Raw genomic sequence first — 18450 nt, 5'->3', positions numbered from 1 at the left:
TTTTTAAGGGGATCACTCCTCAGTTTTAATTTAAAGGATTATGATAAAGCAGAGATTGTCATTTTGAATATTTTTTAAAATACGAGACAAAAAATAACGCTATCCGATTAATTTCTTTTCGGAGTAAGCGTTATTTATGCATTATTTTTCTTTCGCTGTTAATCTAGTTTTCTGCATCGAAAGTAATGAGTTTTTAATTCGTTCATAATAATCTTCTAGTTCATATGCTCTTAGAACGATTTTTTCAAAATTTATACGGTCCTCATTTTCAAACTCTTCAAAAGTAGTCAAAATTTCTCGTTCTAAGATTGGTTCAAAAGCAGTTTTAATCTCTTGCTTCTGAAAATCAGATAATAAGTTTGGATTCAACATAAACGTTTGCTCTAAATTGTTTTTACTGATATCTAAAGCACCCAGGCCTCTCCCAAACCCAGTCGCTTCCAGATAAAACATACCTACAATGGAGTTTAGTAAAATATGAGCTATATCAATATCAACGTGCTCACTTCTGGCTTTTAAACCAATTAATCTCTGATTAATAAAAGTTGATTCTGCAAATTTTGCATAAAATAATCTTTTATCAGGATTCAGAGAAGTAATTAAGTCTGCCGTAGCATTATCACTCATCTCATACCATTGTAGATTTGGTTTTCTCAATACTTCCGGAAGAGGTTTACCTTTTCCATTGACCTCATTTTCGAATTTTTTAATCCAATTCATTGCTCCCTGATGATTATTGTTTTGAAGTTCCTCCAAAGAGGGTGAGCAGCAAAACGCGTCAGCATCTGGGTCAGCTTTAAGATACGTCAATGTTTTAGAACTTTTTAAAACTTTTTTAATGTATAGTGGCTCTATTGAATGCGCTTCATTTGGATAGAATAGTTTGTCCCAGCCTCTTCTCTCGCCTCTATTGATTTTAAATAAATCAGTTATTTTTATCATTTTATTTTTTAAGTCTAATAGCCAATTTACGTCATGGAAAAGTGTATTCATCGAAACTTTACAATTTAATATGTTATCTATTGTCTCTTGATTATAATTAATTGTTTTTGCAAAGCGTTCATCAATCGCCGCACTCGTAAGTATAGAATCTGTTACATGACTCATCGTTTCTAAATTTTCTAATCTATGGATAGGAACATTTAATTTTATAAAGGTAGTTGCGTACTCTGAAATTTCTTTGAGGTTTTCTTTTTTCTTTAAAATAATTATAGTTGTTACAACATTTGCGTTTAAGAACCAGCGTTTCTCTCCACTAATGATAACCTTCTCTATTTTATAAAGTTTACGCATTACTTGATAGAATTGTTTACCTGACTCAGTTCCTAGCCAAGCATTTGAAGTAATTATCCCTAGTGTGCCGCCTTCTTTCAACAAACTCCATAACTTAATAACAATATATGTATAGAGGTCACTTCTAGCACCTAAAGACATATCCCATTTTTCTTCCAATTTACGAATCGTATTTAATAAATGAACTTTTTCATCATCACTAATTACCTCAAATGCAACGAAAGGAAGATTTGAAAGAATCGCATCATACTGAGGTAGACTTAAATTTAGTATATTACCGTTCTTCGGATCAACAATAGAAATATCGCGACCGAGTTCTAAATCAAAAACATTTGACTGGAAAATTCTACTTGGAATATTTATAGATTCAATATCAGTTAAATTTAAATTTGTTATCTGAAGAGGGAACGAAAATTTATCCGAGGCCCACGTAGAAACGTGAGCATTTTCAATAGCTATTCCTGTTTTTTTTAAATCTAATATTGCTTTAGGGATAGTTCCTGTTCCACAACAAGGGTCTAAAGTGTTCCAGGTTAAATCTTCAACTGTAATTCTAGCTAAAAAATCTGCAAGTACGGGAGGTGTTGTAAATTGTCCAATTATTTCTCTTTTGGCATTTCTTACGCTTTGTTCTAATACTTGTTGAAGAGATCTTTGATCAAAATTAGCTACGCCGTTTTCACTTAAAAATAAATTGTACTCTACTAAGTCATGCCAAGTGTCACGTGGTAGATAGTTACCATAATCAATTTTTTTTAAAAATATTGTAAAAATCACATTTGCTGCTGATTTCATCAAAAATTAAACTACCTGTTTGAGGATTGGTAGAATAATTTATGCTTTCTACTTGAAAAGCGGGGGAATGATATTTTTTTATGGCATGAGCAAAACTGAACTTATTTATCCAGTTTAAAAGAATATGTTTAGAAAAAGCCGTAAATTGATTGGGCTCGTCCGATAAATATTCGCTTTTAACCTCATTCCACCAAATGCTCAAATGACTAGCCAAAGTTCGATTCTTAACACTTTCTGTCTCCAAATAATTGGCTACTAAAACTTTGTTCCTTGAAATGATAGTATCCATTACAGAATCTGAAATGACTTCTCCTAGCCTTGACGCCTTTAATTCGCCACTTAAAAAATAATTATTTATCTCTAAAATTATGGATTCTATTAAAGATTGCCAATCCTTTTTGTACTGTTCTACGTCTTCTCTGGTTTTGATAAAAGAAGTATCATTCCATTGTTTTTCAATATTGTATATTCCAGATTCATCTTTTACATAAAAAGCTGCCGAAGTGAAATTCCACAACAAGCAGCTATTTAGTCCTAACGTATCAGATTTTCTTTGAGCATCTTTTATGAATTCTTCATCTGTAATTAGAGTATCAGGTAACTTTATCTCACATCCCTGAAGTATTTGAGTTTGGCTTTCATCTCCATACATTAGAAGATCAGGAAACATAGTTTTTTTTCCAGTATTGATTGTAGCTTCTCCACCAACTTTTTTGATATTAAGAGTCTTATTTTGAAGAAATATATTGAGCATAGAAATCAAATCAATTGCCCAACTGCGTTCGTTTTTAACTATCTTTGCCAAGGATAACAACTCCTTCTGTTTCTTGGATGACGTTTTTAAGGTAAATAAATTTTCTTTTTTCGTTACTTAGTGAAAGCCAAGCTTCTTTAACTCTACGCTTACTTAATTCGACATAATCAATCGCATCTTTCTTAAACAGCTCTGAATCTGCATTCTTTTCGATGCCAATAAAGTTTCTTCCCTCAAGAATGGCTGCAACTAAAAAAGAGCCGCTTCCACAAGTGTTATCTAAAACTACGTCACCCTCGTTTGTATATGTCCGAATTAAGTATCTCCCTAATTCTACAGGTTTTTGAGTAGGATGGTAAACTTTTCCTTCAGATTCAGCTGTCTTAACGTAAATGATATCTGTCGGATAGCGTTCACCCTCACTTTGAACAAGAACAGGTTGAAAGTCTCCATAACTACCAGTGAGTTGATTTTTCCGCACACCTTTGCTATATGCTTCTCCTGCTGTCATTTGGGGATTATATGTTGGTTGTTTTTTATAAAAAACACAGATATCTTCGTGTTTTCTTAAAGGTTGCTTTTTGGAGTTCAAAAAATTAGTTGCTTTGGATTTCTCCCAAACCCATTTGTATTTAAAGTTTTTGGAGTTACTTAAAATGAGTTTTGCGGTAAAAATACCATTAGAAGTCAATACGATCGCTCCATTATCTTTAATGATTCTATTGTATTCTTCCCAAAGCAAATCTAATGGAATTACAGAATCCCATTTATTTTGGGTAGTTCCATATGGTAAATCACAAAGTATCATATCCACGGACTTAGCAGGAATCTCTTTCATTTTTTCTAAACAGTCTGCTTCAAAAACACCATTTATTAAGTCGTTTTCGTAAACCTCATTAATTGTATTCAAGAAAATTTCTCCTTTAAAAAAACTTACCAGTAACAAACTCTAAATAACTTTACTACTTTTTTTCATTATACACTGAAATGAAACATATGTTTTCTTTCAAAATGAATCATCGTCAGTCGAGGCGCGTGACCGTCGTCGAAAGCTCGAACGTGACATTTCCGGCCAAAGCACGAGAAATCATGCACCCGTCCTTCGCCTTTTTCGCGATGCGTTCCACGAGCGAGATGTCGCGGTCGGTCGCCGTCTGGGGCATCAGGATGCGCGTCGCGTATCGAATCGTCTCATACGTGAACACGCCGTTCGTCACATCGACGATGCCTTCAGCGTCAATCGTGATGCCTTGATGCGTCAACTCACTTCGGCCGAGCATCGCCGCGAGCGTGATGATGTAACACGTCGCCGCCGCTCCGAGCAGCATCTCGTCCGGGTTCGTCCCGATGCCGGGGCCGTCCATTTCCGGGGGAATCGAAATCTGTGTCTTCAGTCGTTCCGCCTCAATCGTCCCGACGTCGTTGCGTCCACCGGTCCAGTCGAGGTTCATGTGAAAGGTATGCTTCATAAAAAAATCGCCTCCAATGTCTCTAGTGTAGAAGAGAATCAGTGGAGGCGCATAAATTATGCTCGAGCCCGCTCGGCGAATGTGCGGAGCGTTTCGATGATGACGTGTGTCGCTTTTTCCATGTTGTTGACGGAAATGTACTCGAACTTCCCATGATAGTTCTCACCGCCTGTGAAGATGTTCGGCGTCGGAAGGCCCATGTAAGACAGTTGGGAGCCATCGGTACCGCCGCGAATCGGCTCAATCTTCGGTTCAATCCCGAGTTCGCGCATGACGTCGGCGACCGTGTCGACGATCTGTTTGACCGGGACGATTTTCTCGGCCATGTTGTAATATTGATCGTCCATCTTCAAGTCGACGCGCGCTGCGCCGTACTTCTGTTTCCACTCGGCGACGAGCTTTTCAAGTAACGCCTTGCGCGCCTCGAACTTCGCCTTGTCGTGGTCACGGATGATGTATTGGAGCGTCGTCGTCTCGACATCCCCTGAGAACCCGTTCAAGTGGAAGAACCCTTCGTACTCGCTCGTATGCTCCGGTGCCTCATCGGCCGGGAGGCGGTTATGGAACGCCATCGCCAGCTTCATCGAGTTGACCATCTTGTTCTTGGCGCTTCCTGGGTGAACGTTCGTGCCGTGGAACGTGACGGCCGCACCGGCAGCGTTGAAACTTTCATATTGAAGCTCCCCGAGCGGACCGCCGTCCATCGTATAGGCGAAGTCGGCGTTGAAGCGCTCGACATCGAATTTGTGCGGGCCACGTCCGATTTCTTCGTCCGGTGTGAAGGCGATGCGGACCGGTCCGTGAGGAATCTCCGGGTGGGCGAGTAAATACTCGACCGCGGTGACGATCTCAGCGATGCCCGCTTTGTCATCGGCACCTAGGAGGGTCGTTCCGTCGGTCGTCATGAGCGTATGTCCGACGTACCCGTCAAGCTCGGGGAAGTCTTTCGGTGACAAGACGACACCGAGCGATTCGTTCAAGACGATATCGCCCCCTGCGTAATGCTCGACGAGCTGCGGCTTGACGTTCGTCCCGGTGAAGTCCGTCGCCGTGTCGACGTGGGCGAGTAGGCCGATCGTCGGCACGGCAAAGTCAACGTTACTCGGAAGCGTCGCGAACAAGTAACCGTACTCGTCCGTCGCCACATCTTCAAGTCCGAGCGTCTTTAACTCGGCTTCGAGATGACGAATCAAATCCCATTGCTTGGCGGTCGACGGTGTCGTTTCACTCGTGAAGTCCGATTGCGTGTCAATTTTGGCGTATGTCATCAGTCGTTCGATTAATTTTGATTGCATAAAAAATACCTCCCCAAATCGTTTCTCATCCGTTTAAGTGTAGCACGGGAGGCGATTGAGGAAGTATCAAAATTGTTTGAAAACGGTCCTCGCATTGTTAAATGAGGAATGGAAGCAAATATGGAAGCAAAAACGACGTGAAGATCGCCGCTAAGCCCATCGCAGCCCCACCTGTCGCACCGGAGAGTGGATGCTCTGTTGCGGCTTGGGCCGTCCCGATACCGTGACTGATCGTCCCGAGCGCGAGGCCGCGCGTGAACGGGTCGGTCACACCGAACGTGTTCAAAACAAACGGACCGAGCATCGCGCCGAGAATGCCGCATGCGACCGCGACCGAAGCGGCGAGCGCTGCGTCACCTTGTAGTTGCCGTGCCAATTCGAGGGCGATTGGGGACGTGACTGATTTGACCGACAAGGCGATCAATACGTGATCGGTCAGTTTCAGTACGCTTCCGAGTAAGACGGCGACGACGATGGTCGAGAGCGTCCCGATGACGATGGCACCGAGTGCACGTCTTGCCCGAGCGAGCAGTGTCGGCAAGTTGCGATAGAGCGGCAGGCCGAGCGCGACGGTCGCCGGGCCGAGCAGGATGGTGATGACGTCTTTCGCCGGTTCATACACGTCATACGATTGACCGGATAAAAGAAGCGTCACAATCAAAATTGTGGTGCTTAAGAAGACGACGTTCGTGAACGGTGAGGCCCATTTGAATGACAGCTTTCGGCTGATCACATAGACGCCGATGGTGATAGCAATCCAGACGAGTGTCATGACGCATCACCTCGTCTCCCGGCAATCAAGGCGGTGACGGTCAAACCGACCGCGAGGCTCGTTAACAATGCAAGAAAGAGAGGGACACCTTCGGCTTTCAAGAGTCCGCCATACGACATGAGACCGACCGCGATTGGGATGAAGAAGAAGGCGAGGTGCTTCGTCAAAAAGCCGGCACTGTCCTCAATCCATTCGACGCGAATCACCTTCGTCAGCAGGAGGACGAGAAGGAGCACCATCCCGATGACGTTTCCGGGTACGTTCCACGCGAGTGTCGCGACGATCCAATTGCCGAGCCAGCTCAGCCCGAACAAGAGCGAAAGGCCGATCATCCATTTGATAAGAAGTTGCATAACTGACATCCTTTCGCGATTCCATTCAAAACGTATGCATTTTCTCAAGTTTTCACGCCTTGGTCAAGATAAAGGCTAGTCAAAAAAAGATGAGGGGTACATACGTTCGGTATGGTACACTACATTCATCTTAAACGAATGAGGTGGCAAGATGGAACTACAATCGGTAAAGCGGTTGATTGAATCACGCGAGCTTGAACATGGAAACGAAATTTTGGAAGCGTTCAAGCAACGCATCCATTTGAAGCTTGTCCCACGGACGTCACGGGAAGAAGTCGCAATCGGACACTCTAAGTTTGGGGGCTATCCGGATTTGCCGAGTCCGGCACATCATCCAGGGGAGAATTTGACGTTCTTGGCCCAGTTCCGGTTGAGCGATTTCGCTGGATGCGAATCGGTCGAGCCGCTCCCGAAAGAAGGGTTGTTGTCTTTCTTTTACGATTTGGACGAACAGCCATGGGGCGATGCGGACGAACGACATTTGTGGCGCGTTGTCTACACGAGTGAGACGACGCTCGAGCGTGTTCGAATCGGTGAGGCGCTCAACGAACGTGCCGTCGTGTTCGAGGAGAGCTATGCCCCGATTGTCGATTCGTTGCTCGAACTCATGACGGAGGACGATTTCGTCGCGATGGAAGAACTGTTCGATGAAGGCGAAGTGCATGCGATCGGCGGACATCCGGATGCGGTCCAAAACGACGTGTTCGAAGAGATTGAGGACACGCACGGCGAACGCTTCTCCAATCCGTTCCTACTCTTTCAAATGGACTCGACAGAAGAGCTCGACATCATGTTCGGTGATGCCGGCATCCTTTACTTCCTCATCCCGACCGAAGCGCTCCGAGCCAAACATTTCGAAGAAGCGGAAATTATCATGCAATGCTACTGAACGCCAAAAGAGAGTCGACCCCAACATCGGGTCGACTCTCTTTTTGGTTAAACTTGTTTTGTCTTACGGAACCGTGCGAAGAACTCATACACGATTGGGACGATGAGAAGCGTCAACAGCGTCGAACTTGTGAGTCCACCGATGACGGTCACACCGAGCCCTTTCGAGATGAGTGCGCCACCCTCGAGCCCGAGGGCGAGTGGGGAAAGCGCCCCAATCGTCGCGAGCGCCGTCATGAGAATCGGACGAAGACGTGTGCCGGCCGCTTCAAGGAGCGCCTCACGCGTCGACAAGCCTTCCGCTTCTTTGTGAAGCACGCGGTCAATCAAGACGATGGCGTTCGTGACGACGATTCCAATCAGCATGAGGGCACCGATGAGTGCCGAGACGGAAATCGTCTCACCCGTCACGAGCAACGCGACCAGCCCTCCGATGATGGCGTACGGAAGCGAGAACAAGACCACGAACGGTGTGACGGCGCCGCCGAACGTGATGACGAGCACCAAGTACACGATGGCAACGGCTGCGAGCATCGCGAGGCCGAGCTGCGTGAACGACTCTTGAATCTGTTCCGTTACCCCACCGACGTCATACGATACACCGCTTGGAAGATCGATGTCCGCTACCCGTTCTTCGATGGCAGCCGACGCTTCCGTCGCTTTGTCCGTACTGAGCTCGACGTTGACACGTGCGAGCAGTTTCCCGTCGCGTTGGACGAGCGTGTCCGGTGTCGTTCCTTCTTCGACTTCAATGAAGTCCGAGATTGGACGTGGACCGAACGGGGTCGTGATGTCTTGCGCTTGTAAATCTTCGATGCTGTCATACGTGACTTGTTCGGTCGGGATGATGACGTCGAGTTGTTTGTCATCGACCGTCACACTGGCGAGCGGGCTTTCTTGAGCTTGGAACTGACCGATTGTCTGCGCGATTTGGAACGTCGAGACACCGGCTTCAGCCGCAGCTTGCTGGTCGACGTTGAACGTATATTGCACATACGATTCACGTAAGTCTGACGTGGCTTGACGGACGTATTCGGTCTCTTGCTCAATCGTCTCGACGAACGTCGGGACGATGGCCTCGAGGTCTTCGAGCGAGTTGGCATAGACGTTGTACGTCACCCCGCTCGTCGCGCCGCCACCTGTGAAGTCTTGCTCTTTCCACTCACCGGCCGGGGCGAGTTCGTTCAAACGTTCAATATCGGCAAGTTTGACATCAGCGAAATCTTCTGTGGCCGGATCATATTGTACGATGAAAATCCCTTGCTTGTTATTGCCCGGGTTGAGCGGGTTTTCGCCGCCGACCGTGAACTGCACGTCGGTCGCGTTCGGCTGTTCATCCATGAAATATGCTTCTGCAACTTCGGCTGCGGCAATCGAATCGTCAAGCGTCTGGCCTGGTTCTGGGTCGAACGTGACGAACAATGTCTTCTCCGAGTCTTGGTTCAAGAAGTTGACACCGATGGCCGGAACGAGCGCGAAGCTACCGACCAAGAGGAGTGTCGCGAGTCCGAAGACGACGAGCTTATGGTTGAGTGACCAGTCGAGGACGCTACGGTACCATTCGGCGAGTTTGCCTGGGCCTTCTTCTGGCTTCAACTTGTCACGGTTTTTGAAGAACGAGTCGGCCATCATCGGGACGACCGTAATGGCGACAAGGAGTGAAGCGAGCAGGGCGAAGACGACGGTCAACGCGAACGGCAAGAATAACTCGCCGACAAAGCCGGTCACGAAACCGAGCGGCAAGAAGACGGCAATCGTTACGATCGTCGACGAAGCGATCGGGATGAACACTTCTTTCGTCGAGGCGATGATGAGTTCTTTGCCGCGTAACGGCTCGTTCGGACGCGTGAGGCGGCGATAGATGTTCTCGATGACGACGATGGAGTCATCGACGACACGACCGATGGCGACCGTCATCGCACCGAGCGTCATGATGTTGAGCGTTATGTCGAGTTGCTTCAAGACGATGAGCGCCATGAGGAGCGAGAGCGGGATCGAGATGACCGCGATAATCGTCGAGCGGACGTTACGGAGGAACACGAGAATGATGATGATGGCGAACAATCCGCCGAGTAACGCTTTCGATACCATCGTCTCGACCGACTCTTCGATTGGTTGTCCTTGGTCGAGCGTGATGGAGACGTTGGCCGTGTCGTATTCTGCCTCGAAATCATCGAGGATGTCTTTGACGGCGTTGACGACGTCGACCGTGTTCGCGTCTTGCGTCTTCGTCACTTGGACGCCGATCGACCGTTCCCCGTTCGAGCGCGAAATCGACTCTTCGATACCGCGGTCTTCGATGGTCGCGAGTTCGCTCAAGGCGACCGTCGGGACCGTCGTCGGTACGTTGGCCGGGAGATCCGTCGGGACGTCTGTCGGCAAGTCAGCCGGCAGTTGCGGTGTCTCCCCGGTCGGAAGGTCACTTGGCGCGCCTGGTGCCTGCGGTGATTCGGCCGGTGAGTACGGGATTTGTAAGTCGCGGAACGCTTCAAGCGTCTCAGACTTCCCATCGATGACAACCGCTTGCTCCGTGTCGCCGAGCTCGTAGAGACCGAGGGCGATGCGGGCATCGTTCGCTTGAATCAACTGCTTGACCGTGTCTTCCGTCAAGTTGTATTCGGCGAGTGCTTCTGCATCGAACTCGAGTTCAACGCGACGAATCTCTTGGCCGGCGATTTGGACGAGCTGCGCGCCTTCGACCCCTTCGAGAGCCGGTTGCAACTCGTCTTCGACGAGCTTCGTCAATTCAGCCAAATCGAGGCTCTCATCCGAGACCGCGGCCCCGATGACCGGGAACGCATCAAAACTGAGCCGCGACACTTGCGGGTCTTGGACGGCTTCAGGCAAATCGACGTTACTGAGTGCGTCTTTCACTTGCTGTTCGGCAGCTTCCATGTCGGTGCTGAAATCGTAGTCGATTTGAATATTCGATGCGTTTTGGAAAGAGCTTGAGCGGACTTGTTCGACCCCGTTCAAGCTTTTTAGCCGGTCTTCAAGCACGGTGCTCACTTCGTCGAGTACCTGCTCAGGTGATGCGCCCGGATAAATCGTCGTCACTGAGACGGTCGGTGTCGTGATGTCCGGTAACGTCTCGAGCTTCATCGTGAGGCCGGCGAAGATTCCGGCGGCCGTCAAAATAATCGTCATCAACCAGACTGCGAACTTGTTGTTGACGGAGAAGGACGTGATCTTTTGCATGGTGGTGTATTCTCCTCTATGTGCGAATTGTTAGGTGGTGTCGATGGTGCGGGCCCGTTCAATCAAACGGGCGATGATTTGTTGCTTCAATTCTGTAGGTGGGACGCCGACGTTGAAATGTTCAGACATCATCATCCCTTCGAGCGCATAACGGATAATCATCGTCTCGACGGGGTCGTTCGTCTGTTGAAACTGGTTGAAGAACGTATCGAGGTCGTGTTTCCAGCGCTCGGCGTAATCCTGGTCAACGGCGAAGAGTGTCAAGAAGGCGATCATCTTCTCGGCGTCGATTTCAATCGGAGAACGTTCCGGATATAGTCTTGTCTCATCAAATAAACGAACGAACGCCTCGACGGGACCGTATCCGTCTCGCTGCAACGATTCGTACAAATCGTTTTGTTCGGTTTGAAGTCGTTCGACGATGGCGGTGAGTAACGCTTCTTTCGATGGATAATGATAGAGCAGGCCGCCTTTTGACACGCCTGCCGTCTTCGCGACTTCATCTAAAGTCAATTGATGGACGCCGTGGTCCATGATGATTTCGGTCGCGGCATCGAGCAACTTTTGTTTCGTCACATTCGATCGGTTCGTCATCTTATCTCTCCTTTCTGTACCGACCAGACGGTTTGTTCATTTTTAACTATAGGGTGTATATCATTTTGAAGTCAAGAAATGATACATATAAAACTGTTTGTTTATAGTTATATAACTAATGGTAACGATTTCAAAAAAGTGTTGACGTGAGAATGATTATCAGTGATGATAGTAATTGAGAGTAATTATCATTACCAACTACAGAGACACATATTGGGGGAACAAACATGAACAAGAAGTACATGGCACTCGGATTAACCGCAGCACTCACGACATCGCTCCTCGCAGCTTGCGCAAGCACGGAAGAGCCGACTACTTCAGGCGATAACGAGGCATCAGAAGAGTCGAAAGTCGTCAACGTCTACTCAAGCCGTCACTACGACGTCGACAAAGAGCTCTATAAGCAGTTTGAAGAAGAAACAGGCGTGAAAGTCAACGTCGTCGAAGGGAAGGGCGAAGAGCTTCTTGAGCGTCTGAACACAGAAGGAGCGAACACTGAAGCGGATCTCTTCATCACGGCGGACGCCGGAAACTTGCACCAAGCGAAAGAGAACGGGCACCTTCAAGCGGTCGATAGCGACGTGCTTGAGTCGAACATCCCGGAGAAATATCGTGACACGGACAACGAATGGTTCGGTCTCACGAAGCGCGCCCGCGTCATCGTTTATGCGAAAGACCGTGTGAACCCGGAAGATTTGTCGACGTATGAGGCGCTTACGGAAGAGCAATGGAACGGCAAAGTGCTCGTTCGTCCATCAGAAAACATGTACAACATCTCATTGCTCGCTTCATTCATCGAAGTGAACGGCGTCGACCAGGCGAAAGAATGGGCAGAAGGCCTCGTGAACAACTTCGCACGTGACCCACAAGGGAACGACCGTGATCAAGCGAAAGCTGTCGTCGCCGGAGAAGGTGATGTCGCCATCATGAACACGTACTACATGGGTCTCATGTTGAACTCAGAAGATGCGGAAGAGAAGAAAGTCGCTGAAGAGCTCGGTGTGTTCTTCCCGAACCAAGACACGACGGGCACGCACGTCAACATCTCAGGGATCGCGATGACGAAAGCATCGAAAAACTCAGAGAACGCGAAGAAGCTCATGGAGTTCATGTCTGACCCGTCAGCACAAGAACAGTTCGCGAGCGCCAACTACGAATACCCGGTCAACGAGTCGGTCGAGCCGAACGAGCTCCTCAAGTCATGGGGTGACTTCAAAGAGCAAGACATCAACTTGTCTGTACTCGGTGAGAATCAGCAAGAAGCCATCCGTCTCTTTAACGAAGCGGGCTGGAAATAAGACGACTTCGGCTTGAACAATCGTTCAGGCCGAAGATTTTTCGGTTTCTCGGCAGTCCGACGCTACAACGCGAGCGCGGAAACTGATATGATGGGACAGGAAGTGATTGAACGAAAGAATGGGAGCTGTACGGCATGAACTGGTATGCGATGAAACGACAACTGAATGGATGGGCCATCCTCAGCTTTATCGCGCTCGTGTTCATCGTCTTGCCCGGCGTCATCGTCTTGGTCGAGTTGTTCGCTCCGGTGAACGACAACTGGCAACACATCCGTGAGTATTTGTTACCGCGTTACGTGCGGAACACGCTGATAATTATGCTGGCGACCGGGGTGCTGACGACGGTGATCGGGACGAGCCTCGCCTGGTTCATCACCGTCTACGACTTCCCGTTCCGTCGATTCTTCAAATGGGCGCTCATCTTACCGCTCGCCATCCCACCGTATATCGGGGCGTATACGTACCACGGGATTTTGAATTACACCGGAATCATCCAGACGACGCTCCGAAACGACTTTGGGATTTCCGTGAATCAGTCGTATTTCAACATCATGACGATTCAAGGAACAATCTTCATCTTCACGCTCTTTTTATATCCGTACATCTATACGATTACGCGGGCGTTCCTACACAACCAGTCGTCCTCGATGATTGAGAATGCCCGCATCCTCGGCCGCGGCTCGTGGGATATCTTCTTCACAGTCGTCATCCCAATCTCACGTGTCGCCATCATCGGCGGGGTCAGCCTCGTCTTGATGGAAGTGTTGAACGATTATGGAGTCGTCAAATATTTCGGCATCCAGACGTTCAGTACGGCCATCTTCAGCACCTGGTTTGGGATGAGAGACACGTCCTCGGCGCTTAAGCTCGCCGGGACACTCATGATTCTCGTCATCGCCATCTTGACGATGGAGCGGCTCGTCCGGGGAAGAAAGCAGTTCAGCTATGCGACGACGAAAGTGAAACCGCTCAAGCCGAGACCGCTCAACGGATGGCATCGTTACGCCGTCCTCGGTTACGTCTCGACGGTGTTCGGGATTGCGTTTGCCATCCCGTTCATCCAACTCGTCGCCTGGACGATGTTGACGTTCGAGCAAGTGTTCACCGCGACGTTTTTCCGTCTCGTTTGGAACACGGTGAGCGTCGCCTTCATCGCGACGGTCATCATCCTCGTGTTCGCGCTCATCATCGCGAACTACACGCGGTTGTTCCCATCGAACATGACGCGCATCATCTCGAAAGTGACGACGCTCGGTTATTCGATTCCGGGTGCGGCCATCGCCATCGCTGTCATCACGCTGTTCTTGATCCTTGACGAATGGGTGCTGAACATCGCGCTCGCGCTCAACCTCGGGCAGACATTCGTATTCCGGACGACGCTAATCATGCTCATCTTCGCTTACGTCATCCGCTTCCTCGCCATCGGGTACAACTCGATCGAGAGTGGGTTCGAGAAAGTCGGTAAGTCGTTCACGGAAGCATCACGCATGCTCGGTTGGGGGACCGTGCAGACGTTCTTCCGCGTCGACATCCCGATGATCAAAGGGGCGATTATGAGCGCGTTCATCCTCGTGTTCATCGATATCATGAAAGAGTTGCCGCTGACCTTGTTTTTACAACCGTTCAACTTCTCGACGCTCGCCACACAGGCGTTCAAGTATGTCAGTGACGAGAAGATTCATGAGGCCGCGCTCGCCTCGATTGTCATCGTCATCATGAGCGGACTGTTGATCTTTGTTTTCCATAAGGTGCTTGATAAGGAGGCCGACTAATGTTTGTTCAAATCAACGACTTACACTTCAGCTATAAAGGTGCGCATGAAGAGACGATTAAAGGGTTCTCGCTCTCAATCACAAAAGGCGAGATTGTATCGCTCCTCGGTGACAGTGGGTCAGGGAAGAGTACGATTTTACGTCTCATCGCCGGTCTTGAGATGCCGAATCAAGGCGTCGTCGTCGTGAACGACTGCGTCTGTTGCGATGACTGCCAATTCATGCCACCGGAACAGCGTGGGGTCGGCATGGTGTTCCAAGACTATGCACTCTTCCCGCACATGACCGTTGAGAAGAACATCCGGTTCGGGCTCCATAAGCTTGGACGGAAAGAACGGAACGAACGCGTCGAAGAGATGCTCGCGCTCGTGAACTTGTCGGATTTCCGTCACCGGTTCCCGTACGAACTGAGCGGCGGTCAACAGCAGCGTGTCGCGCTCGCGCGTGCGCTTGCGCCGAAACCGTCGTTGCTCATCTTAGACGAGCCGTTTAGTAACTTGGACACGTCGCTACAACACCGGATTCGGGACGACTTGCGGCGACTCTTGAAGCAGACGGGGACGACGACGATTTTCGTCACCCATGACGAAGAGGACGCTGAGGCGCTCGCCGACCGCATCGTCTATCTCGGAGAAGGCAAAATTAAGAAGCAAATCATGACGGAGAACAACAAGACGTTCAACCCGCAGATTCCATGTTTCGTCTAACAAGAAAACTCCCGCCGGACGACCGTCCGGCGGGAGTTTTCTGTAGTTATTCGGTTGCTTCGGAAGGACTCGATTCATTGCCGAGCCGGTCGATTGCCGTGACGTAATAGGTGGCCGCTTCGTCCGGCACTTCAATGCTTTTTCGGGCATGGGACGGAACGCTCGCAAGGTGCACGTTCTCCCCATCAATCACTTGGTAAATCCGGTATCCGATGACCGCGTCGTTACGCACAGCATGCCATGTGAGGAATGTACCACGAAGTTCGACGTTCGTCGGTATCTCGAGTACAACGTCATCGGCAAGAGGGATTTCCGCATCGACGAGTTCGGTATAGACGACAAATCGCTCATCATAACCGGCACTGCCGAACGTTCCGGAACACGTAATCAAGTTTAAGTTCCGTTTATCCGTTGCGCCGAAAATTTCTTTGATGGGCGCATTCGCCGTCTCATAGCGCTCGGTCTTCGTCACCTCGAACCGGAGCGTGTTTCCGGCCTCATCGACGATGACGATTTCATCACCGGCAACGAGTTGGTCGAGCTCATAGAAGACGGCGGGCCCCGTCTTGCTGTCGACGTGTCCGGCGATGACAGCATTGCCTTTACTTCCGGGCTTGACGCCAGGTTCGAACCAGCCGACTTGATCTTCGTCAGCCGGTACACCCATCTGACCGTTCTCGAGCAAGCCGACCTGTTCGATGGCGGTATCGACGTTGATTTTTGGGATTTGGATGGTGACCGGGGTCACTGCCTTAGCACTTTCTTCTTCCACTGCGAGCCGAAGTTTCTTCACCTCTTCCTGTAGAAGTGAGAATTCAGCCGATAAATCTGGGCTCTCCTCTATTTGTTTTTCTTCTACAGGTGGTGACGACGATTCTTGGGCGCTCGTCCACGTCCAGAAGCCAAAACAAAAGAGAGAGAGCGCCAGAAACAAATGGCGCTTGTTCATGGGCTCCCTCCTTATTTCTTATTGTTCAGATACTTTACGGTTGCGAAGTGTGACGAAGGCGAGTAAGATTCCGCCAAGGACAGCAAGGCCAGCGTAGAGTGTGTTCATCGATTGTGTTTGTGCACCACCGAGACCTGTTTCAGGCATTTCTTCAGGCATTGTTGTTTCGTGGAACTTGTCAGGCATTTGTGTCACGATCGCGTTACCGAGTGTTTCACCAACACCGAACATGAACGCGTATCCTTCACGGAATGACATCCAAGCTGCTTCTGCATCACCGGCTACATATTGATCAAACGTTTGAAGCACGAGTGCTTCGTGTTGTTTGATTGCTTCTTCACCGGCAGCTTGTGGCAAGTTGCCTTCTGTTGCTGCATCGAGGAATGTGCTGAAGTCGACAGCGAACTGGTCAAGCTTCATACGAGCTTCTTCGATTTTCGCTTCGTCACCTTCGAGTGTGGCAGCGACGATGTCACCTTGGGCTGTGATGTGGTTGCCGTTCCATACTTTCTCGAATTGTGCTGCGCCTTCGTCACCGTATACAGAGGCGATGGCTGCTTTGAAGTCGAGTGTGTTCTGGTCTTCCGCCCAGCTCACGTAGTCGAAGTCTTCTGCTTGGTCGTATCCTTTTTGCATGCCGATTGCGGCGAGAGCGAAGTGCTCACCTGCAAGGCTGTTCAACGTTGAGCGGAGCTCGACGGCCGGTGTGTCGGCTGGTGAATCAAACTTGTCAGGCATTTGTGTGACGATCGCACCTGAGAGGGCTTTACTGATGTCGAACATGAGCTTGTATCCTTCACGATACGTCATGTATGCCGAATCGTAGTCACCTGCTACGTAGTTGTCGAATACGGAGAGGACTTGTTCTTCATGAAGTTCGAGGACGTCAGCCGCTGCATCTTTAGGAAGGTTACCTTCTGTCGCGGCGTCAAGGAATGTCGAGAATTCTTCGACAAACTCGTCGACTTCTGCTTCTGCCTCAGCGCGGAGCTCTTGGTCCTCTGACTTCGCTGCTTCGACGAAGTCTGCCGAGTAGTCGTTATGGCCGGCGAAGATTTCTTCGAATTGGGCCGCGCCTTCATCACCGTAAATCGATGCGATGGCAGGTGTCATGTCGAGTGCGTTTTGGTCGAGCGCTTTCATCGCCACTTCAGCGTCTGCTGCTCCGTCGTATGCTTTCATCATCGATGTGACCGCTAAGACATAGTGCTCAGATAGCAACTGGTCGAGTGTCGCACGAAGGTCACCAGCCGGTGTGCTCGCTGTCGGTGCGTGATCTGCCGCCTGGGCGTTGAGTGGGACGAGTAAGCCTAACGCTAATGCCGGTGCTACAATCTTGTTCATTGTTTTCTTCTTCATGTGAATCGCTCCTTTGTTTTGTGAGTGTTGTCGTTGTTTACACCCATCTAACGGAGCGGTTCAAAAAATGGATCACTCTTTTTTTATTTATTTTCGTTTTTTTGTTGAAGTGTGCGATAAACCCCTGGTGCGACGCCATATTTTCGTTTAAAGATTCGATGGAAATAGGGATACGAATGAAAGCCGGACTGTTCGGCGATCTGTTCAAGTGAGTGTTGTGTGTAACGCATCTGTTCTTCAGCGAGTTGAAGGCGAATCGACTGAGCGTAGGCGATGATGGTCAGACCGGTTGCTTCTTTAAAGAGATGCACCGTGCGCGAGACACTCAGTCCGACCGCGTCGGCGACGTCCGCGACTTTAAAGTCGTCCGTCGCGTGGCTTTCGATATAGCGCATCATGCGGGAGACGACGGGCGGCCGCGTATTCATCCGATTCTCATGCATCGCCCGGTCAAGCATGAAGAGTAGCGCTTGGACGAGCGTCTCGATAATCCGCTCATCTTGGTCGATTGCAGGACGCCGCGCCTCTTCTGTGATGTGTTGCCAAAGCGATAGCATGCGTGCATCAATCGGAATGGACGTCATCGTCTGACGGGGCGCTTCTTCCCACCAGGCATCGAGCGGGGCACCTAAACAAAACAAGTGATAGTCGCCGCTCGCCGGGGTGTCGACGTGGAGCGCGTAATCATCGCCCGGCCTGACGAGCAACAAGTCCCCAGGGCGTGCCGCATACGTCTCACCGTTGATGACGACGCGGGCCGTCCCCTCCGTCTGCAACCGAATCAAATACGTCTCAAGTTGATTTGGAAACGGAAAAGTATAGGATGTAGTGTGATAAGAATAGCCACAAAAGCCGATCTCCATCGAATCTTCCTTTCTTAATAGCAAAATCGTTCATATCCCAATCATATCATGGATAGCCATGCGTTCGAGGAGACGGTACGATGGAGGCGAC

Annotated in this window: 16 protein-coding genes; 4 read left to right on the top strand and 12 right to left on the bottom strand. The window is 49.3% G+C overall.

The window, feature by feature from the left end:
• Positions 1-141: 141 nt before the first annotated feature.
• From RT52_RS09145 to RT52_RS09115, 7 genes are all read right to left on the bottom strand, one after another.
• Complete coding sequence (locus RT52_RS09145; RefSeq protein ID WP_081852685.1) at positions 142-2088, bottom strand: Eco57I restriction-modification methylase domain-containing protein; 1947 nt, start codon at positions 2086-2088, stop codon at positions 142-144.
• The gene (locus RT52_RS09140; RefSeq protein WP_034816846.1) at positions 2039-2893 is read right to left on the bottom strand and encodes a hypothetical protein; all 855 of its coding nucleotides are present in this window, start codon (positions 2891-2893) and stop codon (positions 2039-2041) included. The genes RT52_RS09145 and RT52_RS09140 overlap by 50 nt, the downstream gene beginning before the upstream one ends.
• Positions 2877-3752 carry a DNA-methyltransferase gene (locus RT52_RS09135; RefSeq protein ID WP_245175512.1) on the bottom strand — a complete coding sequence of 292 codons (876 nt, stop codon included), beginning with the start codon at positions 3750-3752 and terminating at the stop codon, positions 2877-2879. Before RT52_RS09135 ends, RT52_RS09140 begins: the two co-directional genes overlap by 17 nt.
• A 112-nt stretch (positions 3753-3864) precedes the next feature.
• The gene (locus RT52_RS09130) at positions 3865-4311 is read right to left on the bottom strand and encodes an SACOL1771 family peroxiredoxin (protein WP_034816845.1); all 447 of its coding nucleotides are present in this window, start codon (positions 4309-4311) and stop codon (positions 3865-3867) included.
• Between the two features lie 56 nt (positions 4312-4367).
• Complete coding sequence (gene pepT, locus RT52_RS09125) at positions 4368-5606, bottom strand: peptidase T (RefSeq protein ID WP_034816844.1); 1239 nt, start codon at positions 5604-5606, stop codon at positions 4368-4370.
• A 97-nt stretch (positions 5607-5703) separates the two neighbouring features.
• The gene (locus RT52_RS09120) at positions 5704-6378 is read right to left on the bottom strand and encodes an LrgB family protein (RefSeq protein WP_034816843.1); all 675 of its coding nucleotides are present in this window, start codon (positions 6376-6378) and stop codon (positions 5704-5706) included.
• Entirely contained in the window at positions 6375-6731 is a 357-nt protein-coding gene (locus RT52_RS09115; RefSeq protein WP_034816842.1) for a CidA/LrgA family protein, read from the bottom strand. The genes RT52_RS09120 and RT52_RS09115 overlap by 4 nt, the downstream gene beginning before the upstream one ends.
• Positions 6732-6882: 151 nt before the next feature.
• Here RT52_RS09115 and RT52_RS09110 point away from each other — a divergent pair, with 151 nt between their 5' ends.
• Positions 6883-7620 carry a YwqG family protein gene (locus RT52_RS09110; RefSeq protein WP_034816841.1) on the top strand — a complete coding sequence of 246 codons (738 nt, stop codon included), beginning with the start codon at positions 6883-6885 and terminating at the stop codon, positions 7618-7620.
• A 47-nt stretch (positions 7621-7667) separates the two neighbouring features.
• On the opposite strand, the gene RT52_RS09105 is transcribed toward RT52_RS09110, so the two are convergent.
• Both RT52_RS09105 and RT52_RS09100 read right to left on the bottom strand, forming a co-directional pair.
• Positions 7668-10817: an efflux RND transporter permease subunit gene (locus RT52_RS09105; RefSeq protein ID WP_034805287.1), complete on the bottom strand. Its 3150-nt coding sequence runs from the start codon at positions 10815-10817 to the stop codon at positions 7668-7670.
• 30 nt (positions 10818-10847) lie between these two features.
• Positions 10848-11411 carry a TetR/AcrR family transcriptional regulator gene (locus RT52_RS09100; RefSeq protein WP_051622525.1) on the bottom strand — a complete coding sequence of 188 codons (564 nt, stop codon included), beginning with the start codon at positions 11409-11411 and terminating at the stop codon, positions 10848-10850.
• Between the two features lie 227 nt (positions 11412-11638).
• Between RT52_RS09100 and RT52_RS09095 the strand changes: the two genes are divergently transcribed.
• The 3 genes from RT52_RS09095 (at position 11639) to RT52_RS09085 (ending at position 15188) form a co-directional block, all read left to right on the top strand.
• On the top strand, positions 11639-12709 hold the full coding sequence (locus tag RT52_RS09095) for a Fe(3+) ABC transporter substrate-binding protein (protein WP_034816838.1): 1071 nt from the start codon (positions 11639-11641) through the stop codon (positions 12707-12709).
• Between the two features lie 134 nt (positions 12710-12843).
• Complete coding sequence (locus RT52_RS09090) at positions 12844-14481, top strand: ABC transporter permease (protein ID WP_034816836.1); 1638 nt, start codon at positions 12844-12846, stop codon at positions 14479-14481.
• The gene (locus RT52_RS09085; protein ID WP_034805278.1) at positions 14481-15188 is read left to right on the top strand and encodes an ABC transporter ATP-binding protein; all 708 of its coding nucleotides are present in this window, start codon (positions 14481-14483) and stop codon (positions 15186-15188) included. Before RT52_RS09090 ends, RT52_RS09085 begins: the two co-directional genes overlap by 1 nt.
• A 46-nt stretch (positions 15189-15234) precedes the next feature.
• Here the strand turns inward: RT52_RS09085 and RT52_RS09080 are convergent, their stop codons facing one another.
• The 3 genes from RT52_RS09080 to RT52_RS09070 all read right to left on the bottom strand — a co-directional run bounded on the left by RT52_RS09080 (position 15235) and on the right by RT52_RS09070 (position 18359).
• Positions 15235-16137: a class F sortase gene (locus RT52_RS09080; protein ID WP_034816834.1), complete on the bottom strand. Its 903-nt coding sequence runs from the start codon at positions 16135-16137 to the stop codon at positions 15235-15237.
• A gap of 18 nt (positions 16138-16155) precedes the next feature.
• Positions 16156-17496 carry a globin family protein gene (locus tag RT52_RS09075; protein WP_034816833.1) on the bottom strand — a complete coding sequence of 447 codons (1341 nt, stop codon included), beginning with the start codon at positions 17494-17496 and terminating at the stop codon, positions 16156-16158.
• Between the two features lie 83 nt (positions 17497-17579).
• Positions 17580-18359: an AraC family transcriptional regulator gene (locus RT52_RS09070; protein WP_034816831.1), complete on the bottom strand. Its 780-nt coding sequence runs from the start codon at positions 18357-18359 to the stop codon at positions 17580-17582.
• Positions 18360-18450: the final 91 nt, after the last annotated feature.

The organism is Exiguobacterium alkaliphilum 12/1, from assembly GCF_000714435.1.
Classification (GTDB): Bacteria; Bacillota; Bacilli; order Exiguobacteriales; family Exiguobacteriaceae; genus Exiguobacterium; species Exiguobacterium alkaliphilum.
This window is presented reverse-complemented; position numbering and strand designations above follow the sequence as displayed.

What these genes read in the sequence shown, in the direction of transcription:
- RT52_RS09145 (WP_081852685.1), bottom strand. Translation starts at nt 2,088, where the DNA reads ATGAAATCAGCAGCAAATGTGATTTTTACAATATTTTTAAAAAAAATT.
- RT52_RS09130 (WP_034816845.1), bottom strand. Translation starts at nt 4,311, where the DNA reads ATGAAGCATACCTTTCACATGAACCTCGACTGGACCGGTGGACGCAAC.
- pepT (WP_034816844.1), bottom strand. Translation starts at nt 5,606, where the DNA reads ATGCAATCAAAATTAATCGAACGACTGATGACATACGCCAAAATTGAC.
- RT52_RS09120 (WP_034816843.1), bottom strand. Translation starts at nt 6,378, where the DNA reads ATGACACTCGTCTGGATTGCTATCACCATCGGCGTCTATGTGATCAGC.
- RT52_RS09115 (WP_034816842.1), bottom strand. Translation starts at nt 6,731, where the DNA reads ATGCAACTTCTTATCAAATGGATGATCGGCCTTTCGCTCTTGTTCGGG.
- RT52_RS09110 (WP_034816841.1), top strand. Translation starts at nt 6,883, where the DNA reads ATGGAACTACAATCGGTAAAGCGGTTGATTGAATCACGCGAGCTTGAA.
- RT52_RS09105 (WP_034805287.1), bottom strand. Translation starts at nt 10,817, where the DNA reads ATGCAAAAGATCACGTCCTTCTCCGTCAACAACAAGTTCGCAGTCTGG.
- RT52_RS09100 (WP_051622525.1), bottom strand. Translation starts at nt 11,411, where the DNA reads ATGACGAACCGATCGAATGTGACGAAACAAAAGTTGCTCGATGCCGCG.
- RT52_RS09095 (WP_034816838.1), top strand. Translation starts at nt 11,639, where the DNA reads ATGAACAAGAAGTACATGGCACTCGGATTAACCGCAGCACTCACGACA.
- RT52_RS09090 (WP_034816836.1), top strand. Translation starts at nt 12,844, where the DNA reads ATGAACTGGTATGCGATGAAACGACAACTGAATGGATGGGCCATCCTC.
- RT52_RS09085 (WP_034805278.1), top strand. Translation starts at nt 14,481, where the DNA reads ATGTTTGTTCAAATCAACGACTTACACTTCAGCTATAAAGGTGCGCAT.
- RT52_RS09080 (WP_034816834.1), bottom strand. Translation starts at nt 16,137, where the DNA reads ATGAACAAGCGCCATTTGTTTCTGGCGCTCTCTCTCTTTTGTTTTGGC.
- RT52_RS09075 (WP_034816833.1), bottom strand. Translation starts at nt 17,496, where the DNA reads ATGAAGAAGAAAACAATGAACAAGATTGTAGCACCGGCATTAGCGTTA.
- RT52_RS09070 (WP_034816831.1), bottom strand. Translation starts at nt 18,359, where the DNA reads ATGGAGATCGGCTTTTGTGGCTATTCTTATCACACTACATCCTATACT.